The sequence below is a fragment of the Streptomyces sp. NPDC032940 genome (assembly GCF_040636935.1).
Taxonomy (GTDB): Bacteria; Actinomycetota; Actinomycetes; order Streptomycetales; family Streptomycetaceae; genus Streptomyces.
This window is the reverse complement of the sequence record NZ_JBEZVJ010000001.1, coordinates 417,364-430,810: the sequence shown is the minus strand read 5'-3', so window position 1 is coordinate 430,810 and position 13,447 is coordinate 417,364. Positions and strand designations below refer to the sequence as shown.

At 74.5% G+C, this 13,447-nt stretch carries 14 protein-coding genes; 11 read left to right on the top strand and 3 right to left on the bottom strand.

The window, feature by feature from the left end:
- Positions 1 to 81: 81 nt before the first annotated feature.
- The 3 genes from AB0E77_RS01930 (at position 82) to AB0E77_RS01920 (ending at position 2,219) form a co-directional block, all read left to right on the top strand.
- A complete protein-coding gene (locus AB0E77_RS01930; RefSeq protein WP_361564144.1) occupies positions 82 to 1,314 on the top strand; it encodes an alpha/beta hydrolase in 1,233 nt (410 codons plus the stop codon).
- A 78-nt stretch (positions 1,315 to 1,392) separates the two neighbouring features.
- Positions 1,393 to 1,917 carry a tRNA (adenosine(37)-N6)-threonylcarbamoyltransferase complex ATPase subunit type 1 TsaE gene (tsaE, locus tag AB0E77_RS01925; protein ID WP_361564140.1) on the top strand — a complete coding sequence of 175 codons (525 nt, stop codon included), beginning with the start codon at positions 1,393 to 1,395 and terminating at the stop codon, positions 1,915 to 1,917.
- Between the two features lie 137 nt (positions 1,918 to 2,054).
- Positions 2,055 to 2,219, top strand: coding sequence for a hypothetical protein (locus tag AB0E77_RS01920; RefSeq protein ID WP_361564137.1), 165 nt, complete (start codon positions 2,055 to 2,057; stop codon positions 2,217 to 2,219).
- 24 nt (positions 2,220 to 2,243) lie between these two features.
- Here AB0E77_RS01920 and AB0E77_RS01915 read toward each other — a convergent pair whose 3' ends face one another.
- Positions 2,244 to 2,795: a hypothetical protein gene (locus tag AB0E77_RS01915; RefSeq protein ID WP_361564134.1), complete on the bottom strand. Its 552-nt coding sequence runs from the start codon at positions 2,793 to 2,795 to the stop codon at positions 2,244 to 2,246.
- A gap of 154 nt (positions 2,796 to 2,949) precedes the next feature.
- Between AB0E77_RS01915 and tsaB the strand changes: the two genes are divergently transcribed.
- The 4 genes from tsaB to AB0E77_RS01895 are packed head-to-tail and all read left to right on the top strand — an operon-like array spanning position 2,950 to position 5,471.
- Positions 2,950 to 3,603, top strand: a complete 654-nt coding sequence (tsaB, locus tag AB0E77_RS01910) for a tRNA (adenosine(37)-N6)-threonylcarbamoyltransferase complex dimerization subunit type 1 TsaB (RefSeq protein ID WP_361564131.1) — start codon at positions 2,950 to 2,952, stop codon at positions 3,601 to 3,603.
- 50 nt (positions 3,604 to 3,653) lie between these two features.
- On the top strand, positions 3,654 to 4,127 hold the full coding sequence (gene rimI, locus AB0E77_RS01905) for a ribosomal protein S18-alanine N-acetyltransferase (RefSeq protein WP_361564431.1): 474 nt from the start codon (positions 3,654 to 3,656) through the stop codon (positions 4,125 to 4,127).
- Positions 4,120 to 5,217: a tRNA (adenosine(37)-N6)-threonylcarbamoyltransferase complex transferase subunit TsaD gene (tsaD, locus tag AB0E77_RS01900; RefSeq protein ID WP_361564128.1), complete on the top strand. Its 1,098-nt coding sequence runs from the start codon at positions 4,120 to 4,122 to the stop codon at positions 5,215 to 5,217. Before rimI ends, tsaD begins: the two co-directional genes overlap by 8 nt.
- The gene (locus tag AB0E77_RS01895) at positions 5,214 to 5,471 is read left to right on the top strand and encodes a hypothetical protein (RefSeq protein WP_361564126.1); all 258 of its coding nucleotides are present in this window, start codon (positions 5,214 to 5,216) and stop codon (positions 5,469 to 5,471) included. The genes tsaD and AB0E77_RS01895 overlap by 4 nt, the downstream gene beginning before the upstream one ends.
- 27 nt (positions 5,472 to 5,498) lie before the next feature.
- Here the strand turns inward: AB0E77_RS01895 and AB0E77_RS01890 are convergent, their stop codons facing one another.
- On the bottom strand, positions 5,499 to 7,820 hold the full coding sequence (locus AB0E77_RS01890) for a glycoside hydrolase family 3 N-terminal domain-containing protein (protein WP_361564123.1): 2,322 nt from the start codon (positions 7,818 to 7,820) through the stop codon (positions 5,499 to 5,501).
- A gap of 211 nt (positions 7,821 to 8,031) precedes the next feature.
- On the opposite strand from AB0E77_RS01890, the gene AB0E77_RS01885 reads away from it, so the two are divergent.
- The 4 genes from AB0E77_RS01885 to AB0E77_RS01870 all read left to right on the top strand — a co-directional run bounded on the left by AB0E77_RS01885 (position 8,032) and on the right by AB0E77_RS01870 (position 12,126).
- Positions 8,032 to 9,087, top strand: coding sequence for a LacI family DNA-binding transcriptional regulator (locus AB0E77_RS01885; protein ID WP_361564121.1), 1,056 nt, complete (start codon positions 8,032 to 8,034; stop codon positions 9,085 to 9,087).
- A 199-nt stretch (positions 9,088 to 9,286) separates the two neighbouring features.
- On the top strand, positions 9,287 to 10,315 hold the full coding sequence (locus tag AB0E77_RS01880) for an LCP family protein (RefSeq protein WP_361564118.1): 1,029 nt from the start codon (positions 9,287 to 9,289) through the stop codon (positions 10,313 to 10,315).
- A gap of 124 nt (positions 10,316 to 10,439) precedes the next feature.
- Positions 10,440 to 10,796 (top strand): YciI family protein, encoded by a 357-nt coding sequence (locus AB0E77_RS01875; protein WP_361564115.1) that lies wholly within the window; start codon positions 10,440 to 10,442, stop codon positions 10,794 to 10,796.
- Between the two features lie 34 nt (positions 10,797 to 10,830).
- Complete coding sequence (locus tag AB0E77_RS01870; RefSeq protein ID WP_361564112.1) at positions 10,831 to 12,126, top strand: RNA polymerase sigma factor; 1,296 nt, start codon at positions 10,831 to 10,833, stop codon at positions 12,124 to 12,126.
- Positions 12,127 to 12,233: 107 nt separating this feature from the next.
- On the opposite strand, the gene AB0E77_RS01865 is transcribed toward AB0E77_RS01870, so the two are convergent.
- Positions 12,234 to 13,439, bottom strand: a complete 1,206-nt coding sequence (locus tag AB0E77_RS01865) for a class I SAM-dependent methyltransferase (RefSeq protein WP_361564110.1) — start codon at positions 13,437 to 13,439, stop codon at positions 12,234 to 12,236.
- Between the last annotated feature and the right edge of the window lie 8 nt (positions 13,440 to 13,447).

Sequence of the window (13,447 nt, the reverse complement as noted above, 5' to 3'; positions counted from 1 at the left end):
TGACGTGCATGCCGCACGCGTTCGGGTGAACGAGGAACAAGAGGGGGATCCGCCCCGCGGCCAGGTGAAGAGGAGCGGTACGTGAGCGAGAGCAGCGCGGAGGGTGTCGCGGACGTCGCCGCGGCGGCCGTCGCCTCCGCCGCGGAGGCCGCCACCGGCGTGGCCTCGGGGGGCTGGCGCCGGGCGACCGGGATCGCCGGGGTCGCGATAGGCGTCGTCGCCGCGGGCGCGGCGGCCGGCGTGGCGATGGAGCGGCTGACCGTCGGCCGCGGCATACGCCAGAAGGCGCGGCTCGCCCTCGACTCGGCCGGCCCCTACGGCGCGCTGCGCGGCACCCCCGGCAAGGCGTACGCCGACGACGGCACCGAGCTGTACTACGAGGTCGACGACGTCGAACCGGACCCCGAGTCCGCGCTCACCCGGCGCCGCCGGCGGCTCTTCGGCCGCAAGGCGCCCGCCCCCGTCACCGTCGTCTTCTGCCACGGCTACTGCCTCAACCAGGACTCCTGGCACTTCCAGCGGTCGGCGCTGCGGGGCGTCGTGCGCACCGTGCACTGGGACCAGCGCAGCCACGGACGGTCCGGGCGGGGCGTGGCCCAGGTGCGCGACGGCGAGCCGGTCACCATCGACGAGCTGGGCCGGGACCTCAAGGCCGTCATCGACGCGGCCGCGCCCGAGGGCCCCCTCGTGCTGGTCGGGCACTCCATGGGCGGCATGACGGTGATGGCCCTGGCCGACGGCTTCCCCGCCCTGATACGCGAGCGCGTCGCCGGCGTCGCCCTCGTCGGCACGTCGTCCGGGCGGCTCGGCGAGGTCAACTTCGGACTGCCCGTGGCCGGCGTCAACGCGGTGCGGCGGGTGCTGCCCGGGGTGCTGAAGGCGCTGGGCCGGCGGGCCGAGCTGGTGGAGAAGGGGCGGCGGGCGACGGCGGACCTGTTCGCCGGGATCATCAAGCGGTACTCGTTCGCCTCCCGGGACGTCGACCCGGGCGTTGCCCGGTTCGCCGAGCGGATGATCGAGTCGACGCCCATCGACGTGGTCGCCGAGTACTACCCGGCCTTCAACGAGCACGACAAGACCGAGGCCCTCGCCCACTTCCGCGAACTCCCGGTGCTGGTGCTGGCCGGGGTGCGGGACCTGGTGACGCCCAGCGAGCACAGCGAGGCGATCGCCGGCCTGCTGCCCGACGCCGAGCTGGTGCTGGTCCCCGACGCGGGGCACCTGGTGATGCTGGAGCACCCGGAGCTGGTCACCGACCGCCTCGCCGACCTGCTGGCCCGCGCCCACGAGAAGGCGCGCGGCGCGGCCGTGTGAGCGCGGCGGGGGAGCCGGGCCGGTGCGCCGTCGGCGGCTGCCGCTGAGGGCCGTCGCCAGCGGCTACCGTTGAGGGCTATGGAAGCACCCGCCACGCCGCAGGGCCCGGCCGAGCCCGCCCCCACCGTCGAGATCACCGTCACCTCCCCGGAACAGATGCGGGAACTGGGCCGCAGGCTCGCCAAGCTCCTGCGCGCCGGTGACCTCGTCATGCTGAGCGGTGAGCTGGGCGCGGGCAAGACGACGCTGACCCGGGGGCTCGGCGAGGGTCTCGGCGTGCGCGGCGCCGTCACCTCCCCGACCTTCGTGATCGCCCGTGTACACCCCTCGCTGGGCGACGGCCCGCCGCTCGTCCACGTCGACGCCTACCGGCTGTCCGGCGGCCTCGACGAGATGGAGGACCTCGACCTCGACGTCTCCCTGTCCGACTCGGTGATCGTGGTCGAGTGGGGCGAGGGCAAGGTGGAGGAGCTCACCGAGGACCGGCTCCAGCTCCTGATCCACCGGGCCGTGGGCGACACCACCGACGAGGTGCGGCACGTGACACTGACGGGCGTCGGTGCGCGCTGGTCGGCGGTCGACCTGAGCGTCCTCGCCGCCTGAGCCCGCTCGGGCGCGGCCGGGTTCCGACAACACGTCGGCAAGATGTTGCCAACGGGGTGCCGCCCGTGGTCACATGGTATCCAGCTCGTAGTTAGGCATGCCTAACTACGCCCGCCCCCGAACCTCAGGAGGCGTCCGTGCCGAAGCCCGTGACCCAGCCGCCCGCGCTCGCCGGGGTGTCCGTGCAGGACCTGCTCGCGGCCTGTGCCGCGGCGGCCGCCGTCTCCACGCCGCCGCGCGCCCCGGAACCGGCGGCGGAGGAGCACCGCCGCCCCGTCCGGGAGCACCGCGAGGCCGCCTGACCCCGCGCCCCGGGGAACGGCACCTCAGGGAATGACGACGACCGGCTGGCCGATCGTCGCGAAGCGCCACATCTTGTCACCGTCCGCCCGGGACTCACGGATGCCGCCGGTCCGCAGTCCCGGATCGGGCTTCGGCGCCGCTTCGTCCACGGCCGCGCTGAAGCCGACGACCACGCCCTCGACGCTGGTGAAGCGCACGACGTGCTCGACGGGGATGCCGTCCGAGCCGGTGATCAGTTTCGAGCGCGACGTGACCGCGTAGGTGCCCGGCACCGGATCGACCTTGCTCGGGCTGACCCTGAAGGTGGCCTGCACCCGGTTGTCCGGGCCCACCAGCCACACCCGGTCGCCGTCCAGCGAGTACACGACCCGTTCGGCCCGGCCGGAGCCGAGCGGCAGCGCCTCCGGATGGCGGGCGTCGCGGGTCGCCCGGGCGCCCGGGGCGGGGGAACTGGTCGCGTGCACCCGGCTCAGCTCGGCCGGCAGGCGGGACGACGCCTGGTGGGCGAGGAAACCGACCGTACCGAGGGCCGCCGCGGTGAGCGCGGCCACCCAACCGGCGCTGCTGCTTGCCACTGGGACCACCTAGGCGTCGTGCGTCGTACTCCTGGGCGCGGCGTCACGGAACGTGCGTGTCTCGTCACGCGGCGCGCTCCCGGCGACGGTAGCAGCAGCCGGCCGTCCGACCCGGTCGTCCGACACGGGCCCGCGGGCGCCGTAGGCTGTTTGCGTGCTCTTGCTCGCTCTGGATACCGCCACGCCCGCCGTGACCGTCGCGCTGCACGACGGTACGGACGTCATCGCCTCGTCCAGCCAGGTGGACGCACGCCGGCACGGTGAGCTGCTGCTCCCCGCCGTCGACCGGGTGCTCGCCGAGGCCGGACTGCGGCTCGACGCCGTCACGGGCGTCGTCGCCGGGATCGGCCCCGGCCCGTACACGGGACTGCGGGTCGGCCTGATGACCGCGGACACCTTCGGGCTGGCGCTCGGGGTGCCGGTGCACGGCGTGTGCACGCTGGACGGACTGGCGTACGCCGCCGACCTGGAGGGCTCCTTCGTGGTGGCGACCGACGCCCGCCGCAAGGAGGTCTACTGGGCGCGGTACGCCGACTCCCGCACCCGCCTCACCGACCCGGCGGTCGACCGGCCCGCCGACATCGCGGACCAGGTGGCCGGGTTGCCGGCCGTCGGCGCGGGCGCGCTGCTGTACCCGGACACCTTCCCCAAGGCGCACGAACCCGAGCACGTGTCCGCCGCAGCCCTGGCGTGCCTGGCCGCCGAGAAGCTCGCGGCGGGCGAGGAACTGCCCGCGCCCCGGCCGCTGTACCTGCGCCGGCCCGACGCGCAGGTCCCCAAGAACTACAAGGTGGTCACCCCCAAGTGACCGAAGCGACCGAGCCCGTGACCTCGCCCGCGCCCGCCGTGCTGCGCGAGATGCGCTGGTGGGACATCGACGCCGTGCTCCGCATGGAGCGGGAGCTGTTCCCTGAGGACGCCTGGTCGCGGGGGATGTTCTGGTCCGAGCTGGCGCATGCCCGCGGCCCCGGCGCCACCCGGCGGTATCTGGTCGCCGAGCAGGACGGACAGGTCGTCGGCTACGCGGGCCTGGTCACCTCCGGGGAGCAGGCCGACGTGCAGACCATCGCCGTCGCCCGCGACCACTGGGGCACCGGCCTCGGCGCCCGGCTGCTGACCGAACTGCTGCGGGCGGCGACCGCCTTCGAGTGCACCGAGGTGCTCCTGGAGTGCCGGGTCGACAACACCCGCGCCCAGCGGCTGTACGAGCGCTTCGGCTTCGAGCCCATCGGCTTCAGACGCGGCTACTACCAGCCGGGCAACGTGGACGCCCTGGTGATGCGCCTGACCGACCCCGCCAACTCCGTACAAGGAACCGAGACCCATGGCTGACGAACCCCTGGTGCTGGGGATCGAGACCTCCTGCGACGAGACCGGCGTCGGAATCGTGCGCGGTACCACCCTGCTCGCCGACGCCGTCGCCTCCAGCGTCGACGAGCACGCCCGCTTCGGCGGCGTCGTCCCGGAGGTGGCGAGCCGTGCCCACCTGGAGGCGATGGTCCCCACCATCGACCGCGCGCTGAAGGAGGCGGGCGTCAGCGCCCGCGACCTCGACGGCATCGCCGTGACCGCGGGACCCGGCCTGGCCGGTGCCCTGCTGGTCGGCGTCTCGGCGGCCAAGGCGTACGCCTACGCGCTCGGCAAGCCCCTGTACGGCGTCAACCACCTCGCCTCGCACATCTGCGTCGACCAGCTCGAGCACGGCCCGCTGCCCGAGCCGACCATGGCGCTGCTGGTCTCCGGCGGGCACTCCTCGCTGCTGCTGTCGTCGGACATCACCTCCGACGTCCGCCCGATGGGCGCCACCATCGACGACGCGGCCGGCGAGGCCTTCGACAAGATCGCCCGCGTGCTGAACCTGGGCTTTCCCGGCGGCCCCGTCATCGACCGGTACGCGCGCGAGGGCGACCCGAACGCCATCGCGTTCCCGCGCGGACTGACCGGGCCTCGCGACCCGGAGTACGACTTCTCCTTCTCCGGACTGAAGACGGCCGTGGCCCGCTGGATCGAGGCCAAGCGGGCGGCGGGCGAGGAGGTGCCGGTGCGGGACGTGGCGGCCTCCTTCCAGGAGGCGGTCGTGGACGTGCTGACCCGCAAGGCCGTACGCGCCTGCAAGGACCAGGGCGTCGACCACCTGATGATCGGCGGCGGCGTGGCCGCCAACTCCCGGCTGCGGGTCCTGGCCCAGGAACGCTGCGAGGCGGCCGGCATCCGGCTGCGCGTGCCGCGGCCCAAGCTGTGCACGGACAACGGCGCGATGGTCGCCGCGCTCGGCGCCGAGATGGTCGCCCGCAACCGGGCCGCCTCCGACTGGGACCTGTCGGCGGACTCCTCGCTGCCGGTCACGGACCCGCACGTCCCCGGGCAGGGCCACACGCACGACCACGTCCACGAGGCCGGCGGGGAGAACCTCTACCCGTGACCGTCGCGCTGATGTGGGAGGCCAGGGCCGTGCCCGGGCGGGGCGAGGAGCTGCTGGCCTGGGCACGGGCGCAGCCGCTCGGCCGCGAGCCGCTGCGCCGGGAGACGCTGCGCGCCCCGCAGGACCGGGTCCTCGTCATCACCTGGTGGGACGCCGCCTACGACGCCGACCTCCCCGAACTGCCGGAGCCGGACGGGGAACTGGTCACGCGGGCGGTGCACCGGTGGCGGTTCGAGTCGGTCGCCGCGGAGTGAGCGGACCGACTGGGGAGGCTCCGGGAGTCACGCCGGCGACACCTCCGTCCCGCAGCGCAGCAGCCGGTCCCCGCCGAGCACCCGCGCCGGTCCCGTGAGGGTCAGCCGCGCCGTGTGGCGGACGTCCGCGCTGGACGCCGCCAGCCGCAGCTCCAGGACGCCCGGCTCGACCGTCCGGCGGCCCGAGCGGTCGGTGAACGCCGAGAGGTCGGCGTGGAACCGGAACGTCACCCGGCGGGCCTCGCCGGGCGCCAGCTCGAGCCGCCGGTAGCCGATCAGGCGGACGTCCGGCCGGGTCACCGACGCCACCGGGTCGTGCAGGTACAGCTGCACCACCTCCGCACCGGCCCGGTCCCCGGTGTTGCGGACGGTCACCGCCACGTCGTATGAGCCGTCCGTGCCGATCTCCACGCCCTCCTCGGGGCCGCCGGTGCCGTCCTCCCAGGCGAACGTCGTGTACGAGAGGCCGTGGCCGAAGGCGTAGAGCGGGGTCGGGTCGAGGTTGCTGACCTCGCCGGCCAGGCCCAGCGGCGGCTGGAGATAGGTCCACGGCTGGCCGCCGGGCAGGTGCGGGACGCTCACCGGGAGACGGCCGGAGGGCGAGACGCGGCCCGAGAGCACGCCGGCCACCGCGGGGCCGCCCTCCTCGCCGGGGAAGAAGGCCTGCACGGCCGCGCCGAGCCGCCCGTGCCAGCGGCCGAGCGCGTACGGGCGGCCCGTCAGCAGCACCAGGACCACCGGCACGCCCGTCGCGACCAGCGCGTCCAGCAGCTCCCCCTGGACGCCGGGCAGCGTCAGGTCGCTCACGTCGCAGCCCTCGCCGGACGTGCCCCGCCCGAACAGCCCGGCCCGGTCGCCCAGGACCGCGACGCACACGTCGGCCTCGGCGGCCCGCGCCACCGCCTCCGCGAAGCCCGAGGCGTCCGGGCCGGAGGTGTCGCAGCCCTCGGCGAACGTCACCTTGGCGTCGGGCAGTTCGGCGCGCAGCGCGTCCAGCACCGTCGGGATCTCGATGCCCGCCGGCACCCCGGGGTGGTGGGGCAGGACGTGGGACGGGAAGGAGTAGCAGCCCAGCATCGCCAGGGCGTCGGCCGCCCGGGGGCCGACCACCGCGACGCGGGTGCCGGGGGCGAGCGGCAGGACGCCGTCGGGATTGTCCAGGAGCACCACGGACTCCTCGGCCAGCCGACGGGCCAGGGCGCGGTTGGCGGGCGAGTCCAGGTCGACGGCGGCCCGGTCGCCGGGCGGCTCCGGGGTCCAGTCCTCGTCCAGCAGGCCCAGCTCGCACTTCTGGAGCAGCACGCGGCGGGCCGCCCGCTCGATCAGCTCCTCGGGCACCTCGCCCGCGCGCACCGCATCCAGCAGGGGCCTGCCGTAGCAGCGCACCGTCGGCAGCTCCACGTCGATGCCGGCGCCGAGGGCCAGGTGCGCCGCCTCGGCGGGGGTGCCGGCGACCCGGTGCAGGGTCTCCAGGAAACCGACGCCGAAGTAGTCGGCGACCACGGTGCCGGTGAAGCCCCACTCGTCGCGCAGCAGCGCGGTCAGCAGCGCCGGGTCGGCCGAGGCGGGGACGCCGTCCGTCTCCGTGTACGCCGCCATCACCGACCGGGCGCCGCCCTCGCGCAGCGCCAGCTCGAACGGCGGGAGCGTCACGTCGGCGAACTCGCGCACGCCGGCCCGCACGGGCGCGAGGTTGCGGGCACCGGCCGAGGAGGCGTACCCGGCGAAGTGCTTGAGCGTGGCGATCACCCCGGCCGACTCCAGGCCCCGCACATACGCGGCGCCGATCGTGCCGACCAGGTACGGGTCCTCGCCGATCGTCTCCTCCACCCGTCCCCAACGCGGGTCCCGGACGACGTCCAGGACGGGGGCGAGGCCCTGGTGGACGCCGACCGAGCGCAGGTCGTGGCCGATGCGCCGGGCCATCTCCTCGACCAGGTCCGGGTCGAAGGCGGCGCCCCAGGCCAGCGGCACCGGGTAGGCGGTGGCCCGCCAGGCGGTGAAGCCGGCCAGGCACTCCTCATGGGCGAGCGCCGGGATGCCGAAGCGGCCGGCCTCGCGGATGCGGCGCTGGGCGCGGGCCAGGGACTGCGCGCCGAGGGCCGGATCGACGGGGGCGGTGCCGAAGGGGCGGGTGAGCTGGCCGAGGCCGTGGGTGATCAGCTCGTCCCAGTCGTGGTCGGCGGTCATCTGGTTCTGGAGCGGGGCGACACCGTCGCCGTCCGTGGCGGCGCCCACCCACACGCCGTACAGCTGTGCGGTCTTCTCCTCCAGCGTCATCCTGGCCAGGAGGTCCTCGACGCGGGCGGCGGCGGGCAGGGCGGGGTCACGCCAGGGGGCGGTGGTCATGGAACTCCTGTCGGGGTGGACGGGACGGCTGCCCTCTCACGAACGCTTCTTCACGCTCTTTCGCGCTCTCGCGCTTGCTCTCGAGCTTCTTTCACGGACGGTTCCGGTGATGCGGCGTCGCGAATGTTTCGAAGTATCAAGCGAATGTTCCGGAAACCTATGGCCAGCCGGAGTCTTCGTCAAGAGGGGCAGCGGGGATACGATCGCCGCCATGACATCCCCGCAGCCCGCTGAAACCCGGTCGCGAAGGCGGTCCGCGCAGACCGCGACCCTCGCCGAGATCGCCCGCGAGGCCGGTGTGTCGGCACCGACTGTTTCGAAGGTCCTCAACGGCCGCGCCGACGTCGCCCCCGCCACCCGGGCCCGGGTGGAGGAGCTGCTGCGCGCCCACGGCTACCGGCGCCGGCGGGCCGAGGCGACCCGATCGCCCCTGATCGACCTGGTCTTCCACGAGTTGGAGAGCGCCTGGGCGATGGAGGTCATCCGGGGTGTGGAGAACGTGGCGCGGGACGCGGGGCTCAGCGTCGTCCTCTCCGAGAGCGCGGGCCGCCTCACGCCCGGCAGGACCTGGGCCGACCAGGTCGCCGCCCGCCGCCCGCACGGGGTGATCCTCGTGCTGTCCGGCCTCGACGACTCCCAGCGGGCCCTGCTGACCAGCCGTTCCATCCCGTTCGTCGTCATGGACCCGGCCGGCGACCCGGGCGCAGACGTGCCGTCCATCGGCGCCACCAACTGGCAGGGCGGACTCGCCGCCACCCGTCACCTGATCGACCTGGGGCACATCCGGATCGGCGCGATCAGCGGACCCACCCGGATGATGTGCAGCCGCGCCCGCGTCGACGGCTACCGGGCCGCCCTGGAGACGGCCGGGCTGCCGGTCGACCCCGAGCTGATCGTGACCGGCGACTTCCACCACGAGGCCGGCTACCGGCAGGGGCTGGAGCTGCTGCGCCGGCCCGACCGGCCGACCGCGGTGTTCGCCGGCAACGACCTCCAGGCGCTCGGGCTGTACGAGGCCGCGCGCGAACTGGGGCTGCGGATCCCGCAGGACCTCAGCGTGGTCGGGTTCGACGACCTGCCGGTGGCGCGCTGGGTGGGGCCGCCGCTGACGACCGTACGGCAGCCGCTGACGGAGATGGCCGAGGCCGCGGCCCGCCTGGTGCTGGACCTCGGCCGCGACGACGGCCCGGCCGCGGCCACCCGGGTGGAGCTTGCCACCAGCCTGGAGGTGCGCAGCAGCACGGCGGCGCCGCCGGTGTCCGACTGAGAGCGTGGGGCGGGCTCGCCGACGGCGGTGCGAAAGTTTCGAGGGCGCTTTCGACATGGCGTTCCCACCCCATGGCGAGAAGTCTGAGAATTTCCGCAGAATGCCGCCCGCGCCTACCCGCTCCCCGTAATTCGGACTTATGTTCCTCCCGGTGGGGCACTCGGGTGGGGACGCGAGCGGGACGGGCGGGGGCGGGCGCATGGCTGCGCGGGCGGAGCGGAACGGGCGTACGGCGGTGCTGAGGACCGCCGGTCTGGTCCTGGCGGCGGCGCTGCTGCTGGGCCTCGGTGCGGCCGGCTGGGCGTACTGGCATCTGAGCGGCAACATCGACAGCGTCGACATCGACGGCGCGCTCGGCGACGACCGCCCCGCCCGGCCCCTCACCGCACCCTCCGCCTCCCCCTCCGGAGCGCCCTTGCCCAGCGGCGCGCTGAACCTCCTGGTCCTCGGTTCGGACTCGCGCGGCGGCGAGGAGAACCAGGGGCTGGGCGGCGGCGACAGCGAGGGCGCCCGCTCCGACACGGCGATGGTCGTCCATCTCGACGCCGGCCGGACCTCCGCCACCGTCGTCAGCATCCCGCGCGACACGCTCGTCACCCGCCCGTCCTGCCCGCTGCCGTCCGGCGGCACGACCCGGGAGGCCGAGGGCGCGATGTTCAACACCGCGTACGCCCTGGGCGGGCCGGTCTGCGCGGTCAAGACCGTCGAGTCGATGACCGGCGTCCGCATGGACCACTACCTCGAGATCGACTTCTCGGGCTTCGCCGGGCTGGTCGACGCGCTCGGCGGCGTCACCGTCACCACCGACGTGGACATCGACGACGACAAGAGCCACCTCCACCTGGACGCCGGCACCCACCACCTCGACGGCACCCAGGCCCTCGGGCTGGCCCGCACCCGCTACGGACTGGCCGGCGGCAGCGACCTCGCCCGGATAGGACTCCAGCAGAAGCTGGTGAAGGCTCTCCTGACGCAGATCTCCGACGCCGGTCTGCTCACCGACCCGGCCCGGCTGTACCGGGTCGCCGACGCGGTCACCGGCAGCCTCACCACCGACACCGGGCTGGACTCGCTGGGGGAGCTGACGAACCTGGGCCGCAGCCTCCAGGGCCTGTCGGCGGACGCCGTACGGACGGTGACGATGCCCGTCGTACCGGCCCCGTGGGACACCAACCGGGTGGTGGCCCGGGAACCGGACGCCCGGAACCTGTGGGAATCACTGCGCTGACCGGCCCTGACGGGAATCCTGGAAAAAAAGTCCGGTGACGTGTCGATCCGCCGCCGGCCCGTTCGACGTACGGGTGAGAGGCCGGGAGCGACCCCGGTCCCCGTCACCGATCCGAGGAGTCACCATGCCCCGCTACCTGTCGCTCGTCCGCATCGACGAGAACAACGCCCCCGCCGAGGGCCCCAGCCCCGAACTGATGCAGCGCATGGGGGAGCTGATGGAGGAGATGACGAAGGCCGGCGTCCTGCTGGACACCGCGGGGCTGACCCCCACCGCCCAGGGCACCCGCGTCCACTACGAGGGCGGACAGCTCTCCGTCACCGACGGCCCCTTCACCGAGACCAAGGAGGTCATCGGCGGCTACGCGCTGATGCAGGCCAAGGACATGGCCGAGGCGATCGAGTGGACCAAGCGCTTCCTGAAGGTCCACGAGGAGCACTGGACGGTCACCTGCGAGGTGCGGGAGATCATGGAGGGCTGACTTCCGCTTTGTCCCGCGTACGCGAGGGTGTTGCATGGGGGCTGTGACGTCACAGCCCCCCGCCGCCCCGTACGACGCCGCCGCCCGTGACCGGGCCACGGAGGCGATCGAGACCGTCTTCCGGCTGGAGTACCCCCGCGTGATCGCCGGCGTCACCCGTGTCGTCCGGGACGTCGGCATCGCCGAGGAGATCGCACAGGACGCGCTGGTCGCGGCCCTGGAGCAGTGGCCCCGCGACGGGGTGCCCGACAAGCCGGGCGCCTGGCTGACGACCACCGCCCGGCGCCGCGCCGTCGACCTGGTCCGGCGCCGGGAGACCTACGCCCGCAAGCTGGCCGAGATCGGCCGGGACCTGCCCGTCACCGCACCGCCCGAGGAGCCCGCCGACCCGGACGGCATCGACGACGACCTGCTGCGGCTCGTCTTCACGGCCTGCCACCCGGTGCTGTCCGCCGAGGCCCGCATCGCCCTGACCCTGCGCCTGCTGGGCGGCCTGACCACCGCCGAGATCGCCCGCGCCGTCCTGGCGCCGGAGCCGACGGTCGCACAGCGCATCGTGCGCGCCAAACGGACGCTGGCGACCCGGAACATCGCCTTCGAGGTGCCGTACGGGCCTGACCGGGCGGCCCGGCTCGGCTCGGTCCTGGAGGTCATCTACCTGATCTTCAACGAGGGCTACGCGGCCACCGCCGGCGACGACTGGCTGCGGCCCGGCCTGTGCGAGGACGCGCTGCGCCTGGCCCGCGTGCTGTCCGCCCTGATGCCGAAGGAGCCCGAGGTGCACGGGCTGACCGCGCTGCTCGAGTTCCAGGCGTCCCGCACGGCCGCCCGCACGGGTCCCGACGGTGCCCCCGTCCTGCTCAAGGACCAGGACCGGCGCCGCTGGAACCGCATGCTCATCGCCCGCGGCATCACCGCCCTCGACCGGGCGAACGCCCACACCGCCGGTGCCCCGGGCCCGTACGCGCTCCAGGCCGCCATCGCCGCGTGCCACGCCCTCGCCTACACCTACGAGGAGACGGACTGGCCGCGCATCGCCACGCTGTACGGCCTGCTCGCGGCCCGCGCCCCGTCGCCGGTGGTCGAACTCAACCGCGCGGTCGCCGTGTCGATGGCCGAGGGCCCGGCCCCGGCGCTCGCCCTCGTCGACGCCCTCGCCGCCGAACCGGCCCTGCGCGGCTACCACCTGCTGCCCAGCGTCCGCGGCGACCTCCTGCTGCGCCTGGGCCGCACGGCCGAGGCCCGCGCGGAGTTCGAACGGGCCGCGTCCCTGGCCCGCAACGAACGGGAACGCGAACTGCTCGCGCGCCGCGCGGAGGAGTGCGGCTGAGACCGCCGTGGCCCGGCGGCCCCGCCCAGGACGCGGGGCGCACGAGGTCCCGACGACGCCGCACGGGGACACCCCGCCCCCGCACACCCGCGCCGGTCAGACGCCGTTCACGTCGCGCGGCCCGATCCGCCGGAGGCCGCACGCACCGGATGCCCGATCAGCATCGTCGGCGCCCCCGCGACCCGGGTCATGAACACCGTGGCGGCGTTCGGACCCTCGGGCTTGACCTTCTTGCGCAGCTCCTCCGGCTCGACCGCCGAGCCGCGCTTCTTCACCGTCAGATTGCCGACCCGGCGCTCCCGCAGCAGCGCCTTGAGCTTCTTGACGTTGAAGGGCATCCGGTCGGTGATCTCGTACGCCGTGGCGTACGGCGTCGGCAGCAGCTCGTCCGCGGTGACGTAGGCGATGGTCGCGTCGAGCAGCCCGCCGCCGACCTGTTCGGCGACCTCGGCGACCAGATGGGCCCGGATGACGGCACCGTCCGGCTCGTACAGGTACCGGCCGGGCGTGCGGACCTCCGGGTCGGGCAGGCCGGTCCCGAGCAGCGTGCGGGGGCCCGGCAGCAGCGTCGCCCGGACCGCCCCCGGCGCGGTGCCGAACCACAGCACCGCCTCCTTCACGTCCCCGCCGTCGGAGATCCACTCGGCCTCGGCGTCCTGTGGCACCGCCTCGTGCGGGATGCCGGGCGCCACCTTCAGTGCGGCGGCACGGGACGCCGTACGGGCGGCCTGAACCGCCCAGGACAGTGGCGGCGAGTACGCCTCGGGATCGAAGATCCGGCCCCGTCCGCCACGCCGCGCCGGGTCCACGAACACGGCGTCGTACCCGGCCGTGTCCACCTCCGTGACGTCGGCCTCGCGGACCTCGATCAGCTCGCCGAGCCCCAGCGCCTCGGCGTTCGCCCGGGCCGCGGCCGCCGTGGCCGGGTCGCGGTCGACGGCCAGGACCCGGATGCCCGCGCGGGCCAGCGCGACCGCGTCGCCGCCGATCCCGCAGCACAGGTCGGCGACGCAGGTGACGCCCAGCTCCTGGAAGCGTCCTGCCCGGTACGCCGCCACGCTCGCCCGGGTCGACTGCTCGACCCCGTTCGGCGTGAAGAACATCCGCCCGGCGTCCCCGGCCCCGAACTTCGCCACCGCCCGCTGCCGCAGCCGCGCCTGCCCGAGCGCCGCCGACACCAGCCCGGCCGGGTGGTCGCGGCGCAGCCGGGTCGCCACGGCCAACTCCCGCGCGGGGTCGGTGTCGCGGACCTCGTCGAGCAGGGCGCGGCCTTCGGGGGTGAGCAGGGACTGGAGGGCGTCGAGGTCGTTCACCGGCCCAT

What these genes read in the sequence shown, in the direction of transcription:
- AB0E77_RS01885 (WP_361564121.1), top strand. Translation starts at nt 8,032, where the DNA reads ATGACATCCCCGCAGCCCGCTGAAACCCGGTCGCGAAGGCGGTCCGCG.
- tsaE (WP_361564140.1), top strand. Translation starts at nt 1,393, where the DNA reads ATGGAAGCACCCGCCACGCCGCAGGGCCCGGCCGAGCCCGCCCCCACC.
- tsaD (WP_361564128.1), top strand. Translation starts at nt 4,120, where the DNA reads ATGGCTGACGAACCCCTGGTGCTGGGGATCGAGACCTCCTGCGACGAG.
- AB0E77_RS01875 (WP_361564115.1), top strand. Translation starts at nt 10,440, where the DNA reads ATGCCCCGCTACCTGTCGCTCGTCCGCATCGACGAGAACAACGCCCCC.
- AB0E77_RS01890 (WP_361564123.1), bottom strand. Translation starts at nt 7,820, where the DNA reads ATGACCACCGCCCCCTGGCGTGACCCCGCCCTGCCCGCCGCCGCCCGC.
- AB0E77_RS01880 (WP_361564118.1), top strand. Translation starts at nt 9,287, where the DNA reads ATGGCTGCGCGGGCGGAGCGGAACGGGCGTACGGCGGTGCTGAGGACC.
- rimI (WP_361564431.1), top strand. Translation starts at nt 3,654, where the DNA reads ATGCGCTGGTGGGACATCGACGCCGTGCTCCGCATGGAGCGGGAGCTG.
- AB0E77_RS01870 (WP_361564112.1), top strand. Translation starts at nt 10,831, where the DNA reads ATGGGGGCTGTGACGTCACAGCCCCCCGCCGCCCCGTACGACGCCGCC.